This window comes from Nitrincola tapanii (genome assembly GCF_008368715.1).
GTDB lineage: Bacteria > Pseudomonadota > Gammaproteobacteria > Pseudomonadales > Balneatricaceae > Nitrincola > Nitrincola tapanii.
In genome coordinates this window covers 185,580-212,282 of the sequence record NZ_SMRS01000004.1, presented here as the reverse complement: position 1 = coordinate 212,282, position 26,703 = coordinate 185,580, and the positions used below count along the sequence as shown (strand labels likewise).

30 protein-coding genes are annotated in these 26,703 nt (G+C 51.2%); 5 read left to right on the top strand and 25 right to left on the bottom strand.

The features are described 5' to 3' along the window. The first annotated feature begins 156 nt into the window (after positions 1-156). The gene (gene rlmD, locus E1H14_RS06855; protein ID WP_149390713.1) at positions 157-1,503 is read left to right on the top strand and encodes a 23S rRNA (uracil(1939)-C(5))-methyltransferase RlmD; all 1,347 of its coding nucleotides are present in this window, start codon (positions 157-159) and stop codon (positions 1,501-1,503) included. Positions 1,504-1,520: 17 nt separating this feature from the next. Next, positions 1,521-2,141 (top strand): RluA family pseudouridine synthase, encoded by a 621-nt coding sequence (locus E1H14_RS06850; RefSeq protein ID WP_149390712.1) that lies wholly within the window; start codon positions 1,521-1,523, stop codon positions 2,139-2,141. 74 nt (positions 2,142-2,215) lie between these two features. Here E1H14_RS06850 and E1H14_RS06845 read toward each other — a convergent pair whose 3' ends face one another. Genes E1H14_RS06845 through dapA form a run of 4 tightly spaced genes read right to left on the bottom strand, consistent with a single transcriptional unit; the run spans position 2,216 to position 6,243 of the window. Further along, positions 2,216-3,166, bottom strand: a complete 951-nt coding sequence (locus E1H14_RS06845; protein ID WP_149390711.1) for a 2-hydroxyacid dehydrogenase — start codon at positions 3,164-3,166, stop codon at positions 2,216-2,218. 9 nt (positions 3,167-3,175) lie between these two features. Next, positions 3,176-3,901, bottom strand: coding sequence for a phosphoribosylaminoimidazolesuccinocarboxamide synthase (purC, locus tag E1H14_RS06840; protein ID WP_149390710.1), 726 nt, complete (start codon positions 3,899-3,901; stop codon positions 3,176-3,178). A 54-nt stretch (positions 3,902-3,955) separates the two neighbouring features. After that, positions 3,956-5,356, bottom strand: a complete 1,401-nt coding sequence (gene bamC / locus E1H14_RS06835; RefSeq protein WP_149390709.1) for an outer membrane protein assembly factor BamC — start codon at positions 5,354-5,356, stop codon at positions 3,956-3,958. Between the two features lie 11 nt (positions 5,357-5,367). Beyond that, the gene (gene dapA, locus E1H14_RS06830) at positions 5,368-6,243 is read right to left on the bottom strand and encodes a 4-hydroxy-tetrahydrodipicolinate synthase (RefSeq protein ID WP_149390708.1); all 876 of its coding nucleotides are present in this window, start codon (positions 6,241-6,243) and stop codon (positions 5,368-5,370) included. A gap of 175 nt (positions 6,244-6,418) precedes the next feature. Here dapA and E1H14_RS06825 point away from each other — a divergent pair, with 175 nt between their 5' ends. Further along, positions 6,419-6,886 carry a peroxiredoxin gene (locus E1H14_RS06825; RefSeq protein WP_149390707.1) on the top strand — a complete coding sequence of 156 codons (468 nt, stop codon included), beginning with the start codon at positions 6,419-6,421 and terminating at the stop codon, positions 6,884-6,886. A 4-nt stretch (positions 6,887-6,890) separates the two neighbouring features. Here E1H14_RS06825 and E1H14_RS06820 read toward each other — a convergent pair whose 3' ends face one another. Together E1H14_RS06820 and E1H14_RS06815 are read right to left on the bottom strand one after the other, a co-directional pair. After that, on the bottom strand, positions 6,891-7,979 hold the full coding sequence (locus E1H14_RS06820; protein WP_149390706.1) for an AI-2E family transporter: 1,089 nt from the start codon (positions 7,977-7,979) through the stop codon (positions 6,891-6,893). A gap of 15 nt (positions 7,980-7,994) precedes the next feature. Beyond that, on the bottom strand, positions 7,995-8,243 hold the full coding sequence (locus E1H14_RS06815; RefSeq protein ID WP_149390705.1) for a sulfurtransferase TusA family protein: 249 nt from the start codon (positions 8,241-8,243) through the stop codon (positions 7,995-7,997). A gap of 202 nt (positions 8,244-8,445) precedes the next feature. On the opposite strand from E1H14_RS06815, the gene E1H14_RS06810 reads away from it, so the two are divergent. Beyond that, positions 8,446-9,909: a M48 family metallopeptidase gene (locus E1H14_RS06810; RefSeq protein WP_235017408.1), complete on the top strand. Its 1,464-nt coding sequence runs from the start codon at positions 8,446-8,448 to the stop codon at positions 9,907-9,909. A gap of 124 nt (positions 9,910-10,033) precedes the next feature. Here E1H14_RS06810 and nadA read toward each other — a convergent pair whose 3' ends face one another. From nadA to E1H14_RS06725, 17 genes are all read right to left on the bottom strand, one after another. After that, positions 10,034-11,077, bottom strand: coding sequence for a quinolinate synthase NadA (gene nadA, locus E1H14_RS06805; protein ID WP_149390703.1), 1,044 nt, complete (start codon positions 11,075-11,077; stop codon positions 10,034-10,036). Positions 11,078-11,273: 196 nt separating this feature from the next. Continuing rightward, positions 11,274-11,960 carry a 7-cyano-7-deazaguanine synthase QueC gene (gene queC / locus E1H14_RS06800; protein WP_149390702.1) on the bottom strand — a complete coding sequence of 229 codons (687 nt, stop codon included), beginning with the start codon at positions 11,958-11,960 and terminating at the stop codon, positions 11,274-11,276. Between the two features lie 9 nt (positions 11,961-11,969). Beyond that, entirely contained in the window at positions 11,970-12,725 is a 756-nt protein-coding gene (gene ybgF / locus E1H14_RS06795) for a tol-pal system protein YbgF (RefSeq protein ID WP_235017414.1), read from the bottom strand. 42 nt (positions 12,726-12,767) lie between these two features. Then, the gene (gene pal, locus E1H14_RS06790) at positions 12,768-13,283 is read right to left on the bottom strand and encodes a peptidoglycan-associated lipoprotein Pal (RefSeq protein ID WP_149390700.1); all 516 of its coding nucleotides are present in this window, start codon (positions 13,281-13,283) and stop codon (positions 12,768-12,770) included. Between the two features lie 59 nt (positions 13,284-13,342). Beyond that, a complete protein-coding gene (gene tolB / locus E1H14_RS06785) occupies positions 13,343-14,638 on the bottom strand; it encodes a Tol-Pal system beta propeller repeat protein TolB (protein WP_149390699.1) in 1,296 nt (431 codons plus the stop codon). A gap of 4 nt (positions 14,639-14,642) precedes the next feature. Next, a complete protein-coding gene (gene tolA, locus E1H14_RS06780) occupies positions 14,643-15,662 on the bottom strand; it encodes a cell envelope integrity protein TolA (RefSeq protein ID WP_149390698.1) in 1,020 nt (339 codons plus the stop codon). Positions 15,663-15,668: 6 nt separating this feature from the next. Then, positions 15,669-16,085 carry a protein TolR gene (gene tolR, locus E1H14_RS06775; RefSeq protein WP_149390697.1) on the bottom strand — a complete coding sequence of 139 codons (417 nt, stop codon included), beginning with the start codon at positions 16,083-16,085 and terminating at the stop codon, positions 15,669-15,671. A gap of 10 nt (positions 16,086-16,095) precedes the next feature. After that, a complete protein-coding gene (tolQ, locus tag E1H14_RS06770) occupies positions 16,096-16,773 on the bottom strand; it encodes a protein TolQ (protein ID WP_149390696.1) in 678 nt (225 codons plus the stop codon). A gap of 9 nt (positions 16,774-16,782) precedes the next feature. Continuing rightward, entirely contained in the window at positions 16,783-17,193 is a 411-nt protein-coding gene (ybgC, locus tag E1H14_RS06765; RefSeq protein ID WP_149390695.1) for a tol-pal system-associated acyl-CoA thioesterase, read from the bottom strand. A gap of 101 nt (positions 17,194-17,294) precedes the next feature. Beyond that, the gene (locus E1H14_RS06760; RefSeq protein WP_149390694.1) at positions 17,295-17,576 is read right to left on the bottom strand and encodes a TraR/DksA family transcriptional regulator; all 282 of its coding nucleotides are present in this window, start codon (positions 17,574-17,576) and stop codon (positions 17,295-17,297) included. A gap of 67 nt (positions 17,577-17,643) precedes the next feature. Beyond that, on the bottom strand, positions 17,644-18,672 hold the full coding sequence (ruvB, locus tag E1H14_RS06755; protein WP_149390693.1) for a Holliday junction branch migration DNA helicase RuvB: 1,029 nt from the start codon (positions 18,670-18,672) through the stop codon (positions 17,644-17,646). A 15-nt stretch (positions 18,673-18,687) separates the two neighbouring features. Beyond that, the gene (ruvA, locus tag E1H14_RS06750; protein ID WP_149390692.1) at positions 18,688-19,317 is read right to left on the bottom strand and encodes a Holliday junction branch migration protein RuvA; all 630 of its coding nucleotides are present in this window, start codon (positions 19,315-19,317) and stop codon (positions 18,688-18,690) included. Then, complete coding sequence (locus E1H14_RS06745; protein ID WP_149390691.1) at positions 19,314-20,027, bottom strand: trimeric intracellular cation channel family protein; 714 nt, start codon at positions 20,025-20,027, stop codon at positions 19,314-19,316. Before E1H14_RS06745 ends, ruvA begins: the two co-directional genes overlap by 4 nt. Beyond that, a complete protein-coding gene (ruvC, locus tag E1H14_RS06740) occupies positions 20,024-20,539 on the bottom strand; it encodes a crossover junction endodeoxyribonuclease RuvC (RefSeq protein WP_149390690.1) in 516 nt (171 codons plus the stop codon). Before ruvC ends, E1H14_RS06745 begins: the two co-directional genes overlap by 4 nt. A 13-nt stretch (positions 20,540-20,552) precedes the next feature. Continuing rightward, positions 20,553-21,287: a YebC/PmpR family DNA-binding transcriptional regulator gene (locus E1H14_RS06735; protein WP_149390689.1), complete on the bottom strand. Its 735-nt coding sequence runs from the start codon at positions 21,285-21,287 to the stop codon at positions 20,553-20,555. 84 nt (positions 21,288-21,371) lie between these two features. Then, positions 21,372-23,135 carry an aspartate--tRNA ligase gene (gene aspS, locus E1H14_RS06730; RefSeq protein WP_149390688.1) on the bottom strand — a complete coding sequence of 588 codons (1,764 nt, stop codon included), beginning with the start codon at positions 23,133-23,135 and terminating at the stop codon, positions 21,372-21,374. Between the two features lie 113 nt (positions 23,136-23,248). Continuing rightward, a complete protein-coding gene (locus E1H14_RS06725; protein ID WP_149390687.1) occupies positions 23,249-23,698 on the bottom strand; it encodes an HIT domain-containing protein in 450 nt (149 codons plus the stop codon). 388 nt (positions 23,699-24,086) lie between these two features. Between E1H14_RS06725 and E1H14_RS06720 the strand changes: the two genes are divergently transcribed. Continuing rightward, positions 24,087-24,371 carry a hypothetical protein gene (locus tag E1H14_RS06720; RefSeq protein WP_149390686.1) on the top strand — a complete coding sequence of 95 codons (285 nt, stop codon included), beginning with the start codon at positions 24,087-24,089 and terminating at the stop codon, positions 24,369-24,371. Positions 24,372-24,439: 68 nt separating this feature from the next. Here the strand turns inward: E1H14_RS06720 and E1H14_RS06715 are convergent, their stop codons facing one another. Then, entirely contained in the window at positions 24,440-26,236 is a 1,797-nt protein-coding gene (locus tag E1H14_RS06715; protein WP_149390685.1) for a potassium/proton antiporter, read from the bottom strand. A gap of 29 nt (positions 26,237-26,265) precedes the next feature. Then, positions 26,266-26,604: a hypothetical protein gene (locus tag E1H14_RS06710; RefSeq protein WP_149390684.1), complete on the bottom strand. Its 339-nt coding sequence runs from the start codon at positions 26,602-26,604 to the stop codon at positions 26,266-26,268. Positions 26,605-26,703: the final 99 nt, after the last annotated feature.

Here is a 26,703-nt window from a genome sequence, read left to right as displayed (position 1 = left end):
GCTCACATCTCATGCATTGAACCGACATAGAACAAAGCATACACGCAAATTAAATCCGAGTAAATTGCTCAGTTATTAACCACGTACCGCTTTTCTCTGCTCCCCTCTGTGCAATCTCTGCTAAACTAGGCCTTCAAAATTTTAGAGAGATTATCCATGCGTCGCAAAGCGCCGACCCGTTCCTCACGCAAGCCGCAAGCGCCTTCAGCCCAGCCGATCGAAGTCACCCTCGACAGCTTTAATCAGGATGGTCGCGGTGTCACGCGTCATGCCGGAAAAACCCTGTTTGTGCGGAATGCCTTGCCGGGAGAGCGTGTGCTTGTGCAGCTCACCGCCTGTCATGCGCGCTATGATGAAGGTGAAACATTGGAGCTGTTAAGCCCATCCAGTGATCGTCGTGAGCCGGGCTGTGTAGCCTATGGGCAATGCGGAGGGTGTGATCTGCAACATCTGGAAGCTGCCAAGGCATTGGAGCTTAAACAGCAGAGTGTTCTGCAACAGCTACAGCGCTTAGGAAAGGTTCAGCCTGAAACTCTCAGCGCGCCCATTACCTCTGCTGCCTGGAACTATCGGCGCAGCGCACGTATCGGCATGAATCAGCGCCAACGCGATCAACAACTCTTAGTTGGCTTTCGCCGACGCGGCTCTTCTAAGTTAATCGATCTTGATGGCTGCCCCGTTTTGCAATCGCGTGTTGAGAAACTTTTTATACAGATTAAACACGTGTTGGCGGAGGAAACCGAGCTTCGCCATCTAACGCATTTGGATCTACATCTCGGCGATGATTCGGGTGTCCTCTGCTTACGCATCACGCGCCCACTCAATTCAGCTTTAATTCAACGCTTAACAGCCCTAGCAGTAGAATTGAACCTAGCCCTCGTCACTGAAGATAACGACGGACAGCTTGCCTGGTTATATGGCTGCGCTGAAGACTTAACCTATTCACCCTACGCTGAACTGAAATTGCACTTCCAGCCGGGTGATTTTTTGCAGATCAATCCTGAAGTCAATCGCCAGTTGGTGGCCCGAGCGCTAGAGTGGCTCGCCCCTGCACCCGGCCAGCATCTCCTCGATCTGTTTTGCGGGCTGGGTAATTTTTCACTGCCGATCGCTGCAAGCGGTGCACGCCTTTCCGGTGTCGAAGGCAGTGCCGATATGGTAAAACGTGCCGAAGAGAATGCACGTAGCAATCAACTTGGGCACTGCCAATTTTATAGCGCAGATCTCAGCCAGGATATTCGCGCCCATCAATGGTACCGCCAAACCTATGATGCCATTCTGCTCGATCCTCCACGCTCAGGGGCCGCCAACCTGATTCCCGCTCTGGCCGCTCTTAAAACACAGAAGATTCTATATGTGGCTTGCAACCCCGCCGCGCTGGCACGCGATGCCGCTTTATTGGCCGCCGAAGGCTATCGCCTGACCCAGTTTTGTGTAGCCGATATGTTTCCGCAAACCTCACACATTGAATCTTTAGCGCTGTTTCAGCCACAGCGACGCTAGTCAGGAAACCTTCTTTCATGTTCGATATAGTCTATGCCGATGATGTTATGCTGGTGGTGAACAAACCAGAAGATCTACTTTCTGTTCCAGGCATCGGTGAGGAAAAAAAGGACTGTTTGGTCACACGCCTACAACGCGAATTTCCAACGGTGCGGATTGTTCATCGGCTCGATTTTGCGACCTCGGGCTTGATCGTTCTGGCACTCAATGCTGGCTCACATCGAGCCTTGAGTATTCAATTTCAGAACCGTGTGCCGAAGAAACGTTACCAGGCGCGCGTACATGGCCAGCTCACAGAGGATAAAGGAGAGATCCTCCTCCCTCTGGCACCCGATTGGGAAAGACGCCCCCGAATGAAGGTGGATCACGAACTGGGTAAACCCTCTCAAACACACTGGGAATGCATCAGTCGCGATCAAGATTCCAGTCGAGTTTTACTCTATCCCCACACCGGACGCTCACATCAACTACGTGTCCACCTGTTATCGATTGGTCATCCGATTCTAGGAGACGTGTTTTACACCGATGAAGCTCAACATCAAGGCTATCCCAGAATGATGCTGCATGCCGACCGCTTAGGATTAGAGCATCCCGTGCAGGGACATTGGCTAGAATTTAGCAGTGAGTGTCCGTTTTAACTCGGACACTCTGCAAGGCGCTCAAACCCAAAAAAAGCAAACCAGGATTCGGTCAGACTTCTGACTATGAAGGGTTAAACGATACGGCGCAGGGCAGCACCCTGTTGAAAGGCCAGGATATTTTCCTGAGTTTGCTGAAGAATCGTCTGACGCGCCTCAACACTTCCCCAAGCACTATGTGGGGTGACGATCAAATTCGGTAGAGTTGGATCTAACAAGCAATTACCTTGGCGCGGCGGCTCCACCGACAAAACATCCGTTGCCGCTCCCGCTAGATGACCTGAACGCAGCACGGAAGCCAAAGCCTCTTCGCAAACAATGCCACCGCGTGCAGCATTAATCAAAAAGCTACCCGGTTTCATCCGCGCCAACATCTCGGCATCCAGTAGGTTACGGGTCGCATCGTTCAAAGGGCAGTGAATACTCAACACATCGATTTGCGGGAGTAATTCCACCAGAGGGACGCGCCCAGCCTCACTCTGCTGCGTCCCTGGACGCTGAGCAATCATCACCTGCATCCCAAAGGCCTCAGCTAAACGTGCGACCTCAGCTCCCAAAACACCATAACCCAGAATCCCGAGAACACGACCACGCAGTTCGAAAATAGGGTAATCGAGCAAGCAGAATTGCTCAGCTTGATTCCATCGCCCCTGCTGCACAGCTTGATGATAATCCAGCAAGCGCGTGTGCAAGGCCAACATCAGGCTAAAGACATGCTGTGCAACAGAGTGGGTGCCATAGGCCTGGCAATTGACAACCGCTACACCCTGCGCCTGAGCGGCATTCAGATCGATGTTATTGACGCCGGTTGCCACTACACAGATCAAAGCCAGATGATCAGCTTGCTGGATCGCCTCGGCATCAATGACGACCTTATTGGTAATCACCAGATCAAAACCCTGAATGCGACTTTGTACTTGATTGGGTTGAGTGTTGGGATAGAGCACCAACTCCTCAACCACAGATTCCAGGCCACTAAAATCTAGGTCATCCAGACTGAGTGTATCGAGAAAGACTGCGCGCACGCCTAAACCTCAAGCGATAGGCTGATCAAAATCAATCCCTAAACGACGCCCCACCTCTTCATAGGCCTCGATCACACCGCCTAATCCTTGACGGAAACGATCTTTATCCATTTTTGTACGCGTCGCTTTGTCCCAGAGACGGCAGCCATCTGGGGAGAACTCATCACCGAGGACGACTTGACCTTTAAACAAACCAAATTCAAGTTTGTAATCCACCAGAAGCAGACCGGCATCATCAAATAACTTCTTCAACACTTCGTTGGCTTTAAACGTTAAGCGTTTCGCTTCTTCCACCTGCTCCAGATTTGCCCAACCAAAAGTCGCAATATGAGACTCATTGATCATCGGGTCACCCAACGCATCATTCTTCAAGAACATCTCAAAGGTCGGTGGATTTAACTCCAGGCCCTCTTCAATACCTAAACGACGGCAGATAGAACCGGCAGCAAAGTTACGCACTACACACTCAACCGGCATCATTTCCAGGCGCTTAACTAGGCTTTCTCTGTCGGATAACAGCTTTTCAAAATGCGTGGGAATTCCTGCCGCAGACAGTGTTTGCATGATAAAAGCATTGAACTGGTTATTCACCTTGCCCTTACGATCCAGCTGCTCAATTTTTTTACCATCAAATGCCGAGGTATCATCACGAAACAACATCACCATAAGATCGGGATTGTCCGTGGTAAAAACTGACTTAGCCTTGCCAGAATAGAGTTCTTCACGCTTTTCCATTCTTTACTCCAAAAGGCGGGCTCTGACAGCACCGCACTCATAAAAATTAACGTCTCAGATCTGCGCGGGCAGATACTCTCGAATGTCCCAAAGAATCTCTTCCGCTACGATGGCCGGTGCGGCAACCCCTTCATCCGTCAGAACGGTCACCACAACACCGGAACGTGTACGACTCAGCTGCACCTGGTAACGACCCACATGCTCAAACTCACCACTGGCCGTATTAAAGATGCCTCGTCGACCGCTACCAAAGACATAAATAACGCGCCCAGCAAACCAAATTTTATATCCTTCTTGGTTGGCCAAGTTATTTGGATCATTCAGGTCAACGGCCATATCGTCATCTTCCAACAACTCAGCCGTTGTCCGCGCGCCCTTAGAGGTGTAGCTAATGACTTCAGACGTTTCTTTGCCATCAAAGCCTAGTGCAGAGCTGATAATCCGTGTATCCAGCTTGATTTCACCACGATCGGAGTGCAGCCATTCAAAGAAGCCCATTTTCTTAGTGTCATCAAAAGGCGTTGTGGTGGTGTAGGTCATATAAAAGGTGCCAGAAGCCTGATCACGCGTCCCTACATCGAGGTTAGCTGACGTCAAGGCCGCATCGATCAGATGCCAGGCTGTATCAGCATCGGCACTGATACGTAACGCCGGATTACCACGTGAATCACGTCCTAACTGAGGCTGACTGCGGCGCTGCTGCTCCATCGCCAGCAAACTCTGCGCACTCGAGGGTGCCGTAGCACGGCTCAAATAACGCAGCATTTCAAACATCATGTCGGTTTTGAAGCCAACATCGGCAATCGAGCCATCCCAATCAATCGCCTCAGGCCCTTGACCGGCTGGGAACTGAGCATGCTTTAAACTGATGGCTGTGCGCGAATAATCTGCGGGATCTGGACGTACACTCACCCGAATTTTATTATCCGCAGGCCCTTCAATACCTTGCAGCGTCAAGCGCTTAATCCAACGATCAATAAAGCTGTAATCACGGCCGTCGGTACGAATCCATTCGGATTCCATCGTACCCAGACGAGGATCCGTACGTGCAATACGCACCCCATTGTATTCCCAGAAATCCAGCATTTTCAGCCAGACATCGGCAATCGGCTCATCCACAACGATAATACGCTGCCCTTCTAAACGGCTCAGACTGACGGTTTCTGAACCCGGATCGGCATAGAAAAATTCAGGTCGTGGGACTCGAAAGCGCTCACCACTGCGTGTTGCTGTCACGCCCACATCCGGAACCACCAGCTGCTCGCGCATCTCGCGCGCACGCAAATGCTCAGGCACCTGGAGACGCGATGCGCCTTCGGCTAATTCGTAGTCCTGGCTACGGTCACGGATCAGACCATGTTCACCGTACACCGGATTTTTCTTGATAGGGTTACAACCGATCAGGCCTAACGCCAGACCTGTCACGATACACGCAGAGATACCATACTTAATCATGCAATCGCCTGTCAGGATAAGCCGCTGTCGTGCATCGCTGCACGCACTAGGCCATGGTAACACGTTGACAAAGGTGTTAGAGGTAAGCGGATGCCTGGGCCAATCAAGCCCATTTCCGCCAAGGCCCACTTCACCGGAATTGGATTCGCTTCTACAAACAACTGAGTATGCAGAGGCATTAACTTAGCCTGCAAAGCACGCGCTTCCTCTACCTTGCCTTGCTCACCAAGCGCACAGAGTTTTGCCATTTCAGCCGGTGCCACATTCGCCGTCACCGAAATATTGCCATGCCCGCCCATCAGGATGAGTTCAATCGCGGTCGCATCATCACCGGAATAGACAGCAAACTCTTTTGGCAATGTCTCTATCAGAAAACGAGCGCGTTCGAGATTGCCTGTGGCTTCTTTGATGCCAACGATATTTTTGACTTCAGCCAAACGGATCACGGTCTCTGGCAACATGTCACAGGCGGTACGCCCCGGCACATTGTATAGAATCTGAGGAATATCAACGGCTTCAGCAATGGCTTTAAAATGCTGATACAAGCCTTCTTGTGTGGGCTTGTTGTAATAAGGCGTCACTAGGAGGCAAGCATCAGCACCTAAATCTTTAGCCGCTTGCGTCAGTTCAATCGCCTCTCGGGTTGAATTCGCGCCTGTCCCGGCAATGACTGGAATACGTCCCGCCACCTGCTCAATAATAAAGCGGATCACTTGGGTATGCTCATCACAATCCAAAGTGGCTGACTCACCGGTGGTGCCGACCGCAACAATCGAGGCGGTACCCTTGTCCACATGAAACTCGACTAGGCGTTTCAAAGCATCCCAGTCAATTTCACCTGTGGCGGTCATAGGGGTTACCAGCGCTACAATACTGCCGCGAATCATTCTCGTCTCCAATTGGCTTGCCAAGCAGTCATCCTGTATAAGCATCCTTGAAACCCAAGGCTTTTAGTGACTGCCGTACTTTTGTTATCTTGAACAGCTGAGCATTCTAAACGAATAAGACGCCTTTAGCGTAGTAGCCTTGCAAGATTCCCCCAGTTTTTTTTAAGGAGAGACCATGAGTTCCGCTCAACTTAACCAAGTCGTTCCCGATTTTACCGCCGCCGCCACCAGCGATCTGACTGTTACCCTCAGTGCACAGCGCGGACGTCATCTGGTGATCTACTTTTACCCGAAAGACAGCACGCCCGGTTGCACCACCGAGGGACAGGATTTTCGTGACCTCTATGCTGAATTCCAGGCCTTGGACACAGACATCTATGGCGTGTCGCGCGATGGTTTACGCAGCCATGAAAATTTTCGCAGCAAACAAGACTTTCCTTTCCAGCTCATCAGCGATGCGGATGAAGCACTTTGCCAACTCTTTGATGTAATTAAACTAAAAAAGATGTATGGCAAAGAGTCACTAGGCATTGAACGCAGCACTTTCCTAATTGACAAGGAAGGCGTGCTGCGTCAAGAGTGGCGTAAAGTAAAAGTTGCAGGCCACGCAGCAGAAGTCCTAGAGGCCGTCAAAAGTCTCTAAACCTCTACCCCTCTTCTGCATCCGGAGGAGGGGTTTCAGCATGATGCTCAAGCGCCTTGGGCCAAGCATTGACGATTGATTTCACCAAGGTCGCCAGAGGAATCGCAAAAAACACACCGACCACCCCCCAGAGCGAACCAAACAAAAGCACGGCCACAATAATCGACACAGGGTGCAAATTCACCGCTTCCGAAAATAGGATCGGCACCAGAACATTGCCATCCAAAGCCTGAATAATAAAATACGCAGCCATCAAGGTCATAAACTCTGTTCCCCAGCCCCACTGGAAAAAGGCCACACCGGCAACCGGCAGAGTCACCACTGCAGCACCTATATAGGGGATGACGACCGACAGCCCGACCATCAAAGCCAGCAACGCTGCATAATTCAAACCCAGAATCACAAAAACCACATAAGAGACAGCACCGACAATCAATATCTCGATCACCTTACCCCGAATGTAGTTTGCGATCTGAGCGTCCATTTCGGTCCAAACCCGGCGCATCATATCGCGCTTTTCGGGTAAATAAGCTGCCAGACTCATGGACAATTTGCCGCCGTCCATCAGAAAGAAAAACACCAGGATCGGTACTAAAATCAAGTAGATGAGTAGTGCCACTATGTTAGATAGCGAATGGATCGAAAAGGTTAATGCCCATTGCCAAGCACGGCCGATCTCCGTCGCCGCCATCGCAATCAACTGGCGAACCTGCTGCTCGGTGACCAACTCAGGATAATGTTCGGGTAGCAGCAACAAAACCTTCTGCACCTCCATCACCATCCGAGGGGCTTCATTGAGTAAGGTGACCAACTGCCGCCAGACCTGAGGCAAAACCAGCAACATAAAAGCCAAAAAAAGCGCCACAAAACCGGTAAAGACCAACAAAACAGCCAGTTTATGCGGCATATAACGCTTTAAGCGGTTAACTCCTCCCTGCATCAGGAAGGCTAGTATAATGCTGATGAAAACCGGTGCGAGCGCCCCTCCCAGAGTCAAAATCACAATCAGGGAAGCAGCCAAGAGGACAAATAACAGCAGCGCCTCTTCGTCAGAAAAGTAGCGATGAATCCATTTACTGATTATTTTCAGCATAAAGCTCAATCCTGCTTAAGCACGCGTCTTTAGACCACGCCGGATAACATAAATGAAACGCTCTGCGTCACGGAACGACTCTAATAACTCATGGTCTGACTGGTCTGTAAACGCCTGAAAATCACGTACTGAGCCAGCATCGGTTGCAATCACCTTGAGCACCTGTCCTGGCTGTAACCGATTTAGAGCCTGTTTCGCTTTTAACAGGGGTAAAGGACAGTTCAAACCTGAAGCATCCAGTAACTGATCCGGCCTATCGGACATCTAATCCCCCTAATTTCACAGTAAAAGACAATCGACTCTCGACTCAAACAGGCTTCCGTGTAGAGTAGGCAGAGCCCAGGTAGAATTCTGGCAGCTGCTGAGTCGCAAATGGCAGCTTATAGTATTACAACTGAAGTGTATTACAACCAACGCCTTCTTTACTTTAGGCGTGTATAGACAACCCTTTATGGAGTGTGTTCACGTGCGCAATGCTTTCCTCTCCGGCCATTTTTTCACCTTCGCTTTGATCGGTTTACTGGGTCTGAGTACACCGAGTGCCGCACAAACCGCTTTGGAAACACGGCTACCCGTGCTGAGCGATGCCACCTCAAGCGCCATCTCTTTACAGTCGGAATATCGTTTAGGGCGCAATTGGGCCAGAATTCTTCGTGGCCAGGCCCCCTTGATGCATGATGCGCTGGTTTATCATTATCTTGAGGAGCTGCTTTGGGATCTCGTTCCTCATAGCCAATTGCAAGATCGTCGTTTGGAATTAATCGTCTTAGATAATCCAACATTTAACGCCTTTGCCGTACCGGGCGGCATTGTTGGAGTACATGGTGGATTAGTCGTCGCCGCTGAAAGCGAAGATGAACTGGCCTCGGTGTTAGCACATGAGCTGGCACATCTGAGTCAAAGACATTTCGCCCAACGCTTGGAAGAGGAGCGCCGTAATCGGCCTGTCATGCTCGCCGGGGTACTCGCCAGCATCCTGATCGGTGCAATGGATACCCAGGGGGGTGCCGCTGCACTTTCCTCAACACTCGCGGCTTCGGCCCAAGCACAACTTGCTTTTAGTCGTCGCAACGAGGAGGAAGCAGATCGTATCGGCATGCAAACCCTCACAGCCAGTGGACGCGACCCACAAGCCATGCCCGATATGTTCTCGCGCCTCCAGCGCAACTATCGCTTTTACGGACAAAGACCTCCCGAGTTTTTGCTCACCCATCCAGTTACGGAATCACGTATTGCCGATTCACTTAACCGTGTGAGCAGCCTACAACGCCCCTCCCCCCGCCCTTACAGCCCAGATTTTGATCTGATTCGAACACGCTTACAGGTTCACTTTAGTAGCCAACCCGGCGAAATCCTGCAACGTTTTTTAGCCGATAGTCGTAGCAGCCAGGCTGGCCGACATGATTATGGTGTCATGCTCGCCGCCATGCGCACCGGTGATCTCGCTTTAGCCGAAACCCATTACCGCAAGCTTCCTGACAACTGGCGCCAGCACCTGTATACCGAAATCACCTATGTCGAATGGTTACTGGCAGCAGGACGCAAAGCTGAGGCCGCTGAAGCGAGCCAACGCTTATTGGCGCTCTACCCTGGTAGCCTTCCTGTGCAAAAGCTGCAGGCACGCGTGATGCGCGAATCGCAAAACTATACGCAAGCTACCGCTCAATATCGTGCTATTTTGCAGAACTATCCGAACGATACAGATGCCTGGTATGAGCTGGCTGAAACCGAAGGTTTATTAGGTAATATCTTGGCAGTACATGAAGCACGTATTGAATATTTTCTGCTTACCGGAAATTTTGATCAGGCACTTAGACAACTGGAGTTTGCCAAGCGTGAGCGCGGTTTAACCGCTTCCGACCAAGAGCGTCTAGAGCGTCGTGAAAAAGAAGCCCAAGAGATACGTCGCCAAATGCGTGAGGATTTTTGAAGCCAGAAATGTATCTGGCTAAGCTTTCCCCAGAGCCTGGGTTTTACCTAGAGGCTTGAATAAATAAAATCAAAACGGGGCGATGACGGCCCCGTTTTTTTATGCTGGCACCCTGCACTCAGGGCTATTTCAACGGAAAATCCAACATGCGCTGCAAAGGAATACGTGCGCGCTCAATCAGCTGAGCACTGACCTCAACTTCCTCTTTTGCCTGCAAGAGCCCATCACGAATCAACTCCAAACCGTTCATCGCCATCCAGGGACAGTGAGCACAACTGCGACAGGTCGCACCTGTTCCACCTGTGGGCGCTTCAATCAGGGTTTTATCCGGGGCCGCTTGCTGCATCTTGTAGAAAATACCGCGATCCGTCGCCACAATCATGATCTGATTAGGTAAGGCCGCCGCCGCATTGATCAGCTGACTGGTTGACCCCACCACATCTGCCAAAGCGACTACGGCATCAGGGGATTCAGGATGCACCAGCACCGCGGCATCTGGATAAACCTTTTTCAGTTCGCGTATGCCTTGGGCCTTAAACTCTTCATGCACAATGCAAGCACCATCCCACAGCAGCATCTGCGCACCCGTCTGGCGCTGAACGTATTCACCCAGATGCTTATCCGGGGCCCAGATAATTTTTTTACCTTCAGAAGCCAGGTGTTCGACCACACGCAAAGCGATGCTAGACGTCACCACCCAGTCGGCTCGCGCCTTCACGGCTGCCGAAGTATTGGCATAGACTACGACTTCATGATCCGGATGTTGATCACAAAATGCAGAGAAATCTTCGATCGGACAACCCAAATCCAAAGAGCAGGTGGCTTCTAAAGTCGGCATTAAAATCCGCTTTTCCGGGCTTAAAATTTTTGCTGTCTCGCCCATAAAACGCACACCCGCAACCATCAGAGTAGACGCTGGATGCCGACTTCCAAAGCGTGCCATCTCCAAAGAATCGGCAACGATGCCGCCGGTTTCTTCTGCCAGCGCTTGAATCATCGGATCGGTATAATAATGGGCCACCAAGCATGCATCTTTTTTGATTAAAAGATCACGAATTTCTGCTTGTAAAGCATCACGGGTGGCTTCATCCATCGCCGAAGGAAGGTGCTCTTGTGCAAAATGCTCCTGCACCAAAATACGGTCATCTAAATCACGTTTAGTCAGCATGAAGGTATCTTAGATCCGAATAGTCTGCCGCTAGGCAGGCGAGTTAAACAGAAGTGTCATTGTAACATAGGCAGAAGTCTGCGCACCTGAGAAAATGACGCAAGAGAATGGCAACTAGCGAGTTTTCCGGCCCGTTCATAGAGTGATCAAAATACTGAAGCTGCGCCAACACTCATGCCCAGTGGCGGCAAGGAGATCAATTTACACTAGATTGATAGCGTGTAGGATCGGCAACACCGGCATCAGCAAAGCCTTTCGCACGCAAACGGCAACTATCACAACGACCACAGGCACGCCCCTGCTCGTCCGCCTGATAACAGGAGAGGGTTTGCGCGTAATCCACACCTAGGGACAAGCCTGCTTGAATAATTTCGGCTTTGGTGAGGTATAACAGCGGTGTTTCAATACGGATAGGTCGCCCTTCTACGCCTTGACGTGTTGCCAGCGCAGCCATAGCTTCAAAAGCACGGATAAATTCAGGACGACAATCCGGGTAACCGGAATAATCCACGGCATTCACGCCAATAAAGATCGCGTCGGCATCCAGCACCTCAGCCCAGCCCAAAGCCAAAGACAAAAAGACTGTGTTACGTGCCGGCACATAGGTCACCGGAATTTCACCTTCGACCGAATACTCTGGAACCTCCAAAGTATTGTCCGTTAGGGCAGACCCGCCAAAATCCTCGAGATGTAAACGCAAAACACGGTGTTCTTTTACGGCCATTGCTGAGGCTAAGGCACGTGCCGCATTCAGCTCTGTTGCCGAACGCTGGCCATAGTCAAAACTCAACACATAACACTCATAACCCTGGGATTGCGCCAAGGCCAAGCAGGTTGCTGAATCTAAACCACCCGATAAAAGTACAACCGCACGCTGGGTCACACGCTCTCCTTATTGATTTGGGGGACGGTAATTGCGAGCTAAGGTTGCCGCTGTGCTCTGTGGGAATTCAGACTGCACACGGCTCAGCATACTGCGAGAGCGTTCCATTTCACCAAGTTGGGCGTAAGTCACTCCCAACTTATACATGGTATCTGGAACTTTGTGATGGCTGGCAAACGCCTCCAGCACTTTTTCGAAATGCACGCGTGCTTGGGCAGGCGTTTGCTGGGCGAGATACAACTCGCCCAACCAGTAATAACCATTCGCGGTATTGTCGCGATCAGGATAAGACTGTACAAACGCCTCAAATGCTTTGATCGCCTCCGCAAAACGGCGCTCACGCACCAATGCAAAGGCTTGATCATAAGCCTCTTGATCACTCACTGAAGACGCTTCAGAAGGGGTTGCTGGCGTCGGTGCCGCCTCGGCTGTCTCTTCTGCCGGCGCAGGTGACATATCCATCATAGGCGCACCGCCTGCCGCATCCGCAGATTCTAAGGCCGCTTGCATCAGCACGCTTAAGCGTCGGTCTACGTCACGATAACGATCGCGGGAATCCGCTTCTAAGCGGTTCAGCTTGTGCTGAGCGGTTTCCAACTCACCACGCAACTGCTGCACCTCTTCTTGAAGCTGCTGTACCAGCAAGATCAATTCGCTTTGCGCGGACTGCGTGCTGAACCCTTGATCCATGCGTGACGCATCACTTCCACTGATCTGAAACACCGGGACCTGGCCATAGACCAGTGCAGATACCGGCAGTGTCATTGTCAAGAGAAGTGCTTTCAGTGAGTGTTTCATCATCGATAATTAACGGCTAACGTATTTCAGTTCAACGCGACGGTTCTGAGACCAAGCACCTTCGTGGTTACCGGTCACAGCAGGACGCTCTTCACCGTAGCTGATGGTTTCGATCTGACGTGCCTGCACGCCATTCACAACCAGCAGACGCTCAACCGCTTTCGCACGACGCTCACCCAGAGCCATGTTGTATTCACGCGTACCACGCTCATCCGCATGACCTTCTAAGCGAACGGCTGCAGAGGGATTAGCAGCCAGGTAGCGAGCATGGCCTTCCAGATCAGAAAATCCTTCTTGACGTACAACGGCACGGTCGAAGTCGAAGTAGAACACAGTACGCAGATTTGCAACGGCTTCCCAGCTGCCCGCGCCTACACCGGCACCCTGACCTGCACCGTAAGCAGAGGCATCAGCGCCTGCACCCATGGAATCAGAATCGGTTTTAGCACTCTTAGAGCTACAACCCGCAGCAAAAGCCATAACGGCCGCCAACGCCAAAGCTTTAGTTACATTCGTTGAACGCATGTTTATCTCCTGCATGCAATCCTCGTGGATTGCGCTTATTAAGTTAAGGTTTACTCAGTTTATCTAAGAAATGGCGACCACGCAGGTTCTCTGACATCCCCTTGGGCAGCAGGCATATTAAAACGTATGCGGCCGTCTAGGGAAACCGCAGCCAAGACCCCACGGGTACCCTGCTGCGTTGCATAGATTATGATGCTGCCATTGGGCGCAATGCTCGGCGATTCATCGTAATCACTGTTGGTCAAAATATCCAGACGTCCGCTCTGTAAGTCTTGAACGGCTATCTGAAAACGGCGCGAACTGCCACGGTGAACCATGGCCAGGAAACGTCCATCCTGGGTGAGACGTCCGCGAGCATTATAATTGCCCTCGAATGTCACACGCTCAACTCCACGGGAGCTCATATCCAGTCGATAGATCTGGGGCGAGCCTCCACGGTCAGAGGTAAAGTACAGATGACGACCATCCGGTGACCAGAAAGGCTCGGTATCGATCGCACTGTTATTCGTCATACGCTCCAGATTGCGGCTCTGGAGATCTAAAACATAGACTTCGGGGTTGCCATCTTTAGACAGGGTCAACGCCAAACGACGTCCATCCGGTGACCAAGCCGGCGCACCATTCAAACCTGGGAAGGATTGAATACGTTCACGTTGACCTGTGGCCAAATGCTGCACATACACAGAAGGACGCGACGTTTCAAAGGACACATAAGCCAACTTACTGCCATCAAACGACCAGGCTGGGGATAGGATCGGCTCACTGGATTCCAAGATCGTGCGTGGACGCATACCGTCCCAATCCGCCATGTGCAAACGGAAACGTTGCTGGTTCGGCCCAAGCTGCTCCGATGTCACGTAAGCAATACGAGTCGAAAAGGCACCCTTGATGCCCGTTAACTGCTCAAAAATAATGTCAGATATAAAATGTGCCACATCACGCAGGTTCGCAGTCGATCCGCTCACTTGCTGAGCATGAATGCGCTGCTCTTTGAGGACGTCATACAACTCAAATACGACAGAAACCTGATCACCGCCACTGGGCTCCATACGCCCGATCACCAGATAATCATTTTTCTGTACCCGCCAGTCACGGAAAAACACTTGCTCCTGAGTCGAAGGAAAGCTCAGCATATTTTCACGCGCCATGGATTTAAAGAAACCACTGCGCTCAAGATTCTGACCAATAATTGCCGCCACATCCTCATTCAGAGGCTGTCCACTCCAAGCAAAGGGCACTACAGCGATCGGATTGGCGCTGTCCATACCTTGGGTCACTTCAACCACCAGCTGCTGTGAATGGGCCAGGTGACTCCAGAGAGTCACCCACAGGACAAATATCCATGCTTTTTTCATGCGCTTACCACCTCAAACCTTCAGGTCTAAAAACCACTTGTGTGCGACGTAAACGTCGCTCAAAGAGTAATGGATCCACTTCTGCCACGCGCGGTAACCGCTCAGTACGACGTACAGCCTGTTCAGCCGAACGATCAAAGGCTAGATCACCACTACTCTTAACAATTCGTACGTCCGCAATCTCGCCATTCGGCAGCAATTGTATTTCGACTGTCGCCTCCATACCATTGCGCGCGCTGGCTGGAATCATCCAATTTCGCGTTAGCATGGCACTAATATACGAGCCTATGTCACCTATCACCGCATTCGCGGCCGCCTGAGCAGCCGCTGCGGCTTCGGCACGCGCTTTTTCTTCGGCGGCTTTTTGCGCAGCCAGTTCACGCTGACGCGCCTCTTCACGCGCTTTGGCCTGCGCCTCTTCCTGCTTACGCTTTTCCTCTGCCGCGCGCTTCGCAGCTTCTTCTTGCTTACGCTTCTCTTCTGCTGCTTTCGCCGCTTCTTCCTGCTTGCGTTTCTCTTCCGCTGCTTTCTGTGCGGCCAACTCTTCCTGCTTTTTACGTTCAGCTTCCGCTTTCTGGCGTTCCTGTTCCGCCTTCAAGCGCGACTCCGCTTCTCGCTGCGCAACCAATTCTTGCTGCTTCTTACGCTCAGCCTCAACGCGCTGACGCTCAGCTTCCTGCGCTTTGCGCTGCTCTTCTTGGCGTTGCTGTTCCTGCCTTTGTGCCGCCTGACGCTGTTCTTCTTGGCGCTTCTGTTCCTCTTGACGGCGCTGCTCTTCCTGCCGCGGTTGTGGTGGTGGCGGCTCAACCGGTTTCGGCGGCTCAGGTGTCGGTGCCGGCGTGGGCGCAGGGCTGGGCGAAGCGGGTAGATCTAGACTGGCTAAATCTATCATCTGCGCCTGCATGGGCCTGGGTGTCTTTTGCGCTTGTTTTAAGTCAAACCAATGCCCCAATAACAGCAAAACAGCCGCCAAATGCACCAGGGTTGCCCAAACGACTGGCAGTCTGTAACTGCGATTATCCACTTCAGCCTACTCTGTAACCAAGCCTACACTGGGAGCCCCTGCACGCTGCAGCAGCACCATCAGCTGTATGATCTGATCATAGGATACCGTTTTATCTCCACGCACCAGCAACATTTTATCAGGGTCCGTATTCAATACTTTCTCGATACGATCCTGAAGGATTTCAGCCGCTACGGGTTCGCGATCATCACCGCCGATATTCACATAATAAAGACCCTGAGCATCCAAAGTCACAATCAAAGGCTCATCATCTTTGGTATCCACGGGTTGAGCTGTCGCTTGCGGCAGATCCACATCGACCCCCTGAGTCAGCATCGGGGTGGTTAACATAAACACCACCAGCAACACCACCATCACCTCGATATAAGGAACGACGTTGATGTCCGAGTTCAACTTACGCTTTTTACGTACTCGCCATTCCATTCAAGCAACCTCAGAGCGCATGTACACGACGGTAGAGAATGCTCGAAAACTCATCAGCAAAGGTTTCATAATTGCTCATCAGAGATTCTGACTGCGCGGTGAAACGGTTGAATGCAATCACCGCCGGAATCGCCGCAAACAAACCTATTGCCGTTGTGATCAAGGCTTCAGCAATACCCGGTGCGACCACTGAAATGGTAGCTGTATGCATAGTGGCCAGACCACGGAAAGAGTTCATAATTCCCCATACGGTTCCAAATAATCCCATATAGGGTGTCGTCGAACCGACCGTTGCCAGGAATGGCAGGTGTTTTTCCAGCTTTTCCTCTTCGCGCGCGATAGCCACACGCATACTGCGCTGTACACCGTTCATTACTACATCAGGATGCGCCTTACCCTGGTGAGTTAAACGCGTAAACTCTTTCAAACCCGCACGGAAAATATTTTCGACACCACAGTCTTCATTCGGATTTTGGCTGACTTCGCGATAGAGTTGACCTAAATCGGCTCCCGACCAAAAGCGCTCTTCAAACTCACGCATCGAACGGATCGCAGCACGAATCACGCTACGACGCTGAAAGATCATGACCCAGGATAAAAAAGAAGCGATCAGCATAGCCAACATGAGCAACTGAACGATAAAGCTGGCGTCGACGATTAGACTCCAGATGGACAACTTTTCTTGCACGTTTCACTCCTAGGCAGAAGACTGGCCTTCTATTGCAGCAAGCAGCCCAGCAGGCAGCCGCCGTGGTTTCAACTCATCTGCTGAGACACAGACAATTTGAACCCTTGCTTCACATAATTTAACTGAATCGGTTTTACGAAAGATCCGCTGCAGAAACGTCAACTGCACGGGGGTCGAGGTTTCAATCGAAACATCCACCAATAATTCATCATCAAGACGGGCAGGCTGAAGATAGGTACACTCTGTTTTACGAACCACAAAGACAAAATTGTCATCACGCAATTGCTGCTGAGACACCCCTGCACTGCGTAACAGTTCGGTTCGAGCGCGCTCCATGAACTTGAGATAATTTACGTAGTAAACAATGCCGCCAAAGTCAGTGTCTTCTATGTAAACTCTCTGTGTCCAGGTAAACGCCATCTCCCCCACCGCGAGTGCTTTTCGAAGTGCACACAATAGCAGCAGTTAAAATTTATACAAGTCTCCACTGGTACAGAAAGTGTAATTTTTTGTGCAACTGCTCAGCCTAGGTGTTTACCTGTACAGGCCATGCAGTAAGGCGTGGTGGGATCGGCTTTTAAGAAGCTCAATTCGATGCATTCTCCACAATCAAGACAGCGACCATACTGGTCAGCCCCTATACGTTCAAGCGCTTGCACACAACGGCGCAGATCATGCAGGGGAATCACCGCTCGCGGATCACTCATCGCTAAACGCGCCTCACTCGCAAGTTGCTGATAAAGTGTTTCCAGCTCCACGCGAAAGGGCGCCAAAGGCGGATACCCTAGGGACTTTTGCGACATGGAAGGCGACTCCAATAGAAAGGAACCTTCATCTTATCAATCTGGTTAGGCGGGCTTTTGATCCGGATCAGCTTTCATCCAGTTTCTGACTCTGCGGTGGCTGAAAACCAAAATGTACATACGCGTGCTCAGTGACCATACGTCCGCGTGGCGTACGCATCATAAATCCCTGTTGAATCAAATAGGGTTCAAGCACATCTTCAATGGTGTCGCGCTCTTCACTAATCGCCGCAGCCAAACTATCAACTCCGACCGGGCCACCGGAGAACTTTTCAATCATCGCCAAAAGCAAGCGCCGATCCATCTGATCAAAGCCCCGCTCATCGACATTTAACATGTTCAGCGCCAAATCTGCCATCTGTCGTGTTATCTCACCCCGCCCTTTCACTTCAGCATAATCGCGTGCTCGACGCAGCAGTCGATTGGCGATACGTGGGGTTCCACGGGCACGTCGCGCGATTTCACGCGCACCATCTGGATCGATCGGCGTCCCGGTTAGCGCCGCAGCACGCTGCACAATGCCGGTCAAATCCTCAATAGAATAGAACTCAAGACGCTGGACGATACCAAAACGATCTCGCAGCGGAGAGGTTAACAGCCCGGCACGCGTGGTCGCACCTACCAGGGTAAAGGGTGGTAAATCAATTTTAATCGACCGGGCGGCCGGACCTTCCCCTATCATAATATCCAGCTGATAGTCCTCCATCGCTGGATACAGGATCTCCTCAACCTGAGGACTCAGGCGATGTATCTCATCGATAAACAGAACATCACCCGCATCCAAATTGGTCAAAAGAGCCGCCACATCACCGGCCTTTTCCAACACTGGGCCAGACGTGGTTTTAATCTGCGACCCCATTTCATTGGCAATGATATTGGCTAAAGTGGTTTTACCCAGCCCCGGCGGGCCAAAAATCAGGGTGTGATCCAAGGCCTCGCCTCGTTGACGGGCGGCATGGATAAAAATCTCCATCTGCTCACGCACCACTGGCTGCCCTTGATAATCGGCTAAGGACTGAGGCCGCACCGCCTTATCCTGAACCTCCTCTACCTTACCCGCGACTCGGGGAGTGATAAAGCGATCCGCTTCAATCATCCTCGCCTTCCTCTGTTAACTGATCATCGATTTCAAGGACTGACGAATTAAGGCTTCAACACTCGCCTCTTCTCCCAGTTGCTTTTGCGCCTGACTCACGGCACGAGTGGCCTGTACAGGTTTGTAGCCCAAAGCCAGCAGCGCACTTTCCGCTTCAGAGACTGCATCCTGAATCCACTCCTCGGATACAGCCGGAGCCGCCGCAAACAAGCCACTGACCGGAAGCGAGGGCACAGACATTAACGGTTTTAAGCGATCCTTCATCTCAATAATCAGACGCTCCGCCGTTTTCTTACCCACCCCTGGCAGCTTGACCAGGGTTGCCACATCTTCCTGCTCAACACAACGAATAAACGCCTCACCACTGGTTCCAGACAGGATCGTCAACGCAAGCTTAGGACCCACACCGTTGGTTTTAATTAACTCACGAAACAGCGTGCGTTCGGCACGATCCGCAAAACCATATAGCAACTGCGCATCTTCACGCACCACTAAATGAGTGTACAGAGCCACTTCCTGACCCACCTCCGGTAAGCGATAACAGGCGTTCATCGAGGCCTCAACCTCGTAACCTACACCCGCCGCCTCCAGCAACAGAAAAGGAGGCTGCTTTTCCAACAAACGCCCACGCAGATGACCGATCATTTATTCTCTTCCTTATCCGAACCCGGACGTTGGCGCCGCCGCTTTAAACGCTTCGGCAAGCTCGGACGTCGTGGTGGATGATCCAAACCGGCCACCAAAAACACCGGCAAACGCACACCACTGAACACCGCCAATAGACGTATCACAAAAATCAGAAGCATCGATAAAAAGGCCAAAATATTGGGATCCACATAACCATGCACCAGCACATAAAATGCGGCGCCCAAGAGGGCGCAGGTGGCATAAAACTCGTCATGCTGCAAAATAGCGGGGATTCGACCCGTCATCAAATCGCGGATCATGCCGCCGGCACAACCGGTGCTGATCGCCATAATCACGGCGATAAGGGGCGAGAAACCCAAAGCCATGGCTTTTTCCGCCCCAGCGATCGCAAAAAGCGCAAGGCCTGCGGCATCCAAGACCAAAAGCGTGCGACGTGGATAGGGCCAATAGCGACAAAGCACAAAGGTCAGCAATGCTGCTCCCAGTGCTGTCCAAAGTAAAATAGGGTCTGCAATCCAGATTAACGGATGCGCGTTCAGCGCTAGATCTCGAATCGTTCCGCCGCCTAGTGCGGTAACAACGGCCAACACCATGACTCCAAACAGATCAATTTGTTTGCCTTGAGCGGCCAGCACACCGGTCACCGCAAAAACGGCCACCCCGAGAAGGTCGGCATAATACACAAAATCTTCAATATGTAACGTCATCGCCAACGACCACCCTGCCCACGATGGGCCATTGCTAAACTCAGAAGGGAGCTGCGCGCATGCGCATGGCAGAGAGCAATCGCTAACGCATCGGCCGCATCCGCCTGCGGCAAGCCCGGGAGCTTCAGCAGATGCGACACCATATGCTGCACCTGCACCTTATCCGCGCCCCCAGCGCCTACCACCGATTGCTTAACTTTACGCGCAGAATATTCAAACACCGGCAAAGCTTGATTCGCTGCGGCCACGATCGCGACACCACGCGCCTGCCCCAGCTTTAACGCAGAATCGGCATTACGCGCCATAAAGACCTGCTCGATGGCGAACTCTTCAGGGCGATAGGTCTCAATAATCTCACTGACACCGGCATAGACTTGGCGCAAACGCTCTGCTAAATCCTCGCCCTGTATGCGGATACAACCACTGGCCACATACTCATTCCGCCCCGCCAAGGAGCGTATCACGCCATAACCGGTGATACGCGAGCCAGGATCTATGCCCAAGACTAGCATTCACGCAGGCCCATTAAAGCATCGCCTCTTCTGGGATATCCGCGTTATGGAAGACATTCTGGGTATCATCCAGATCTTCCAGAGCATCCAGCAGCTTTAACGCCTTCTGACCGGCCTCAAGATCCAACTCCACACGTGTCGCCGCAATCATCGCCACCTCGGCATCCACCGGTTCTAAACCGGCAGCCACCAACGCCTGTTTCACATCCATGAAATCCGCAACCTGAGTTAAAACCTCGATCGACCCATCTTCATGGCTAATCACATCCTCAGCACCGGCGTCTAGGGCCAGCTCCATAATCTGGTCTTCATCACCGGTTTCAAAGCTGATCTGGCCTTTTTTCTCAAACAGATAAGAAACCGAGCCATGCGTGCCTAAATTACCGCCATGCTTGGTAAAGGCCGCGCGCACCTGCGAAACGGTGCGGTTGACGTTATCCGTCATACACTCAACCAGAATAGCCACGCCATTCGGACCATAGCCCTCGTAGGTTAGCTCATCATAGTTATCCCCATCCCCACCGCCGACACCACGCTGGATCGCCTTTTCGATGGTATCCTTTTTCATATTTGCACCCAGCGCTTTATCAACGGCGGCTCGCAAACGTGGATTGTCATCCGGCACGCCACCGCCCTCTTTAGCCGCGACCGTCAACTCACGAATCAACTTGGTAAAGATTTTGCCGCGTTTCGCATCCTGGGCCGCTTTACGATGTTTAATATTCGCCCACTTGGAATGACCTGCCATTTTTTCACCTCTAGAGAATGAAAGCGGGGCTAAACAGCCCCGTAAGATTCACACTAACCCTGGAAGGCCCTCAGGCCTCAGCACTTAGGGCGTTTTGCGCAGTTTGATGTTCAATTCACGCAATTGCGCCGCACTGACTTCACCCGGCGCATCGGTTAAGAGGCACGCCGCACTCTGGGTTTTCGGGAACGCAATCACTTCGCGAATTGACGTTGAACCGGTCATCAACATCACCAATCGATCCAAACCAAACGCCAGTCCGCCATGCGGTGGCGCACCATAGCGCAACGCATTCAGCAGGAAGCCAAACTTCTCTTCGGCTTCTTCATCACTGATACCAAGCACTTTAAACACCGCACGCTGCATGGCTTGGTCATGGATACGGACCGACCCTCCGCCCAGCTCAGTTCCGTTCAGCACCATGTCGTAGGCACGAGACAGCTTACCTTCAGGCTGCGCAATCAGCTCTTCAGGGGTGCAGTTAGGTGAAGTAAAGGGATGGTGTAATGCCGTCAAGCCACCCTTGCCATCGTCTTCGAACATCGGGAAATCGACCACCCACAAGGGTGCCCACTCACACTCGAGTCGATTCAAGTCATGGCCAACTTTAATACGCAGAGCGCCGAGTGCTTCATTGACGATTTTTGCAGAATCCGCGCCAAAGAAGACAAGATCACCATTCTGAGCATCCAGGCGCTGCATAATTTTCAGCGCGACCTCTTCACCCAGGAACTTAACAATCGGTGACTGCAAACCTTCTGCACCCTGCTCCAGAGCATTGACCTTGATCCAAGCCAAGCCCTTAGCACCGTAGATGGAGACAAACTTAGTGTAATCATCGATCTGTTTACGCGTCAGCTCAGCTCCACCCGGCACTTTTAAAGCCGCCACACGCCCTTTAGGATCCTTAGCCGGCGCCGCGAAAACTTTGAAATCCACGTCTGCGACCAGATCGGCCACATCAACCAGCTCCATCGCAATACGCAGATCCGGTTTATCTGAACCAAAACGACGCATCGCTTCCGAGTAAGGCATGCGAGGGAAATCCCCCAGATCCACTCCCAACTGATCGATAAACAGACCCCGGATCATCTTTTCGGTGATCTCGATGATCTGCTCTTCGCTCATAAACGAAGTTTCGATATCGATCTGAGTAAATTCAGGTTGACGATCTGCGCGCAGATCCTCATCACGGAAACATTTTGCGATCTGATAATAACGATCAAAGCCGGACACCATCAGCAGCTGTTTAAACAACTGAGGTGACTGAGGTAAGGCAAAAAAGTGACCCTCATGGGTACGACTGGGTACCAGATAATCGCGCGCGCCTTCTGGCGTGGCACGCGTCAGAATCGGCGTTTCAATATCCAGGAAGCCATTTTCTTCGAGATAGTTACGAATGTAGTGGGTAATTTTTGAGCGGAAACGCAGTTTGCGCTGAATTTCCGGACGACGCAGATCGATAAAACGATTACGCAGACGAACATCTTCACTGACCTGCTGATGCTCATCTAACTGGAAAGGCGGTGTATCCGCCTTGTTGAGGATATCCAGTTCTTGACCTAAAACTTCGATGCAACCTGTTGGCATCTCCGCGTTTTCTGTGCCTTCAGGACGCGCACGGACTCTACCCTGGATTTTGACGACATACTCACTGCGCACAGAGTCGGCCAGCTTAAAGCTTTCTTCACGATCCGGATCAAACACCACCTGAGTGATGCCTTCACGGTCACGTACATCGAGAAATATGACGCCACCATGATCGCGACGGCGGTGCACCCAGCCCGTCAGTGTAATGTCCTGTCCGATATGCTCTGTACGTAAATCGCCGCAATAATGGCTGCGCATGGTTGAGTGTTCCTGTGTCCGAATATTGGTATAACTGAATAAGCGCGAAATTATACCCGATATTACGGCGACTGACAGCGCTTCCCGACATCTGAGCCGATCAAGTCTTCGACTTAATACTCCAGCCAATGGAAATCCATCTCTCCCAGCAGTAAAGCCGCGAGCTTTTGGCGTATCTGCTGGGCCTCCTCCAGAGTGTAAGGTTTGGCTTCCGCCACGCCCCACACGGGGCCAGGCCAAGCAATATCATCCTCATAACGCACCACATGATGCAGATGCAGCTGAGGCACCATATTTCCCAGCGCCGCGACATTCATTTTACGTGCCTGAAACAGGTCGGCCAGTGTCTGCGACAAGGCCGAAGACTCTAAAATCAACTGTTGCTGCTCTTGACTGGAAAGGTGGTAAATCTCGGTGACTCCCGCTCGGCGTGGTACCAGAATAAACCAAGGGTAGTGAGCATCATTCATCAGCAAAAGACGAGACAGCGGAAAATCACCCAACGCAAAGGTGTCGGCGGCCAATCGGGGATGTAATTCAAACTCAAGCTCTAACTCATCCATCTTAAGATCCTTAATGCCAAAACGAGATAGGAAATGGGCTGCACCTTAACAACCTTCTTACAACTATAGAAGAGACCTGGCTGCAAAGAAAAATCTGACTTAGATCAATAAAAAGTTCTGCTAAAATTTAGAAGAGTCACGCAACCTGTCGCGCCCATCTGTTGCTTTGCAACATGATGACAATCGTCAGGTTAGCTGTCTTTTACTTATAAAAGACTGATTTTTTGTGCTTTTGCAGCATGAGCCGGCCTGCTGACAAGGTGTCGGTTTGTTGAAATTTTGTCCAATCCCAGCACTGGACTCATGCTTTAGTTCACCTAAACTAATACCAGAGTAGCAAGCAGCGCTCAGCTTTCCGACTAAAAACAAGATGCGGAGGTAACCTGGTATGTTGACCTATGACGAATGTCTGGCAATGTGTGATCTCACCTGTGATGAGATAGATGCCATTGCTGAACATGAGCATGTAGACCCGATGATTGCGCTCGCTCTGGGCAATTATTTGGTCAGTCATCATGAAGCCTGTGAAGTGAAACGCTTCATCGTGGATGATATTGAAGCAGCAAGACGCAGCGGCAATACTGAAAAAATGATTTTATTGAAACAGACTTTGCTGCACTTTCTGACCACTCACCCTGATGCCTGCCAGGGAAGCCATCGCCAAGTGGCCTAACCAGATTTCATAGGCTTGAGCTTAAACCTTGCCCGGCGAGATGTTGACTCACATTTCGCTGGGCGGTTTTATGATTTAAACCAATGCAAAAGCTTCTCTTTGAATCCTACTGCAGCAGGCTGCGATCTACGCACGTAGGCCGACCTGGCTTTTTCTACCGCAAAAGCCAAACCCACCTCAGTGATCTGCTTACCTTGGTGCACCCTTCGCACCACTAGATCGATCGATCCCAGCCTCACTCTATCTCCTGCCACCGGATTATTTCTCAACTCTCGCAACATAAACTCAGCAATCGAAAGCTCGGCATCCACACCCTCTGTGGGTGGCAGTTTATAGGCCTCCAGCAACTCTTTGAGCTTGCTTTCAGGGCTCACCTGAAACTCACCAAAAAACTCCGTATCACTGACCTCAGGCTCCTTAAGCTGTGAAAAAAAGCGATCCAGAAGAGCCGTATACTCAGGCGGTGAAAATAGATATACCAAATCTCCTGCTTGCAGAGGGTAAGCATATTCATAAGGCATAGAACGCCCTTCGCGCATCACCAAAGAGGGTCGAGCCCAATGAGGAAGCTCTACACCGCCCTGTGTCAACGAACTGCGCTCCATCACACGATAGATTAACAACTCATGTTTAGGATTACCCGGCAACTCCAACTCAATTCTTTCCAGCGGCCCTAAGCCCGCAGGGACAATCAAGTTGAGCAAGCGTGCCGCCGGAGCAATGGTCCAGCCCTGAACAATCAATGACGTCAGCACCATGATAAACGCGACATTAATAAAAATATTCGCGCCTTCCACTCCCATCACTGAGGGCAAAATACCCAACAGAATAGAAACCGCCCCACGCAACCCCACCCAAGCATTAAATGAGAGGGTTTGGCGGTCATAACGAAACGGCAAAAGGCAGATCAAAACAGCCAAAGGACGTCCGAAAACAATCAAAAATAGCCCTAACAAGAGCGCAGGAATCAGTACTGCAGAAAACTCTGAAGGGGTGACAAAAAGACCTAACACCAAAAACATGACGATCTGTGCTAACCAGGTCATCCCCTTCTGGTAACGCCTCAGAGCCGAAGACCCTTTCATACTGCTATTACCGGCTACGATCCCCGCCACATAAATAGCCAAGAAACCACTGCCGCCAAGATAGCCTGTCAAAGCAAAAATACTTAAGGCACAGGCCATCACCAGAATAGGATATAAGGCTTCCTCCAGATGCACGCGGTTGACGATCTGTACAATCAAAAAACCACCCAACAAGCCAAGAATCAACCCCAACCCCATCTGGGTGCCAAAACCTGTGATAAAACTGATAAGCACATTTGTTTGGCGCTCAGCCAGAATCATTTCGATAAAAAGCAGGGTAAGGAAAATAGCCATGGGATCGTTGGAACCAGACTCAACCTCCAACATGGAGCGCACGCGTTTGTAGATCTTAACGCCCCCGGCACGCAATAAGAAAAACACCGCGGCTGCATCGGTAGAGCTGATAATGGCGCCCATCAACAGCGCATACAACCAAGGCATTGCAAATAAAAAATGCGCTGCGATCCCAACAAAAACAGTGGTGAGTAAGACCCCTAAGGTCGCTAACAAAAAAGCCGGAGCCGCTGCACGCTGAATGGTTTGCAGCCGTGTGCCAAACCCCGAATCAAACAGAATGACGGCCAGTGCGAGACTACCGAGAAAATAAGCAATCTCGGCATCATCAAACATCAGGCCTAAACCATCTTCACCCGCAATCAGGCCTATACACAGGAAGACTAAAAGAAGTGGCGTTCCAAATCGAAACGCCAGCGCACTGGTTAGGATCGAAATGGCGATCAATCCAGCTCCGATGAGGACGAGCGTGAACATCCAGTCCATAACGTGCCATTATGCCATCTAAGCACACATTAATTGGGCGTAGGCCGCTTTAAATTCAACCCGTGCAACTGATCAATTGTCAGAGTCAAAGCCAAGCCCTGTTGCGGCGAATCCAGATTCAACTCCTGTTTTAAAACCTCAGCAGTGCGGTTTGCTGTGTCCGTCTCCGCAATCCAAAAGAGCAAGGTCATGGCTGTCTGAAATGTTAAGCCAAAAAAAACTTTGATCGGCTGCTGACTGATACCACTGGCAGGCAGAATAGTGGCACCACGAATACCTTCACGCTCAGCAATACTAAGGGCTTTATCTGCTACCTCCGCAGTTAAAATCGCTACCAACAAAGATGCGTTACCGACTGCTTCACTCATAGTCACCTCTTTTCTTGTCTCTGTAGACATTCCATTTCTTTCTGCCAGCCATGTCTGCGCGGCAGTACTTCGAACTCAGCTAATTAACTGTTTATCTTG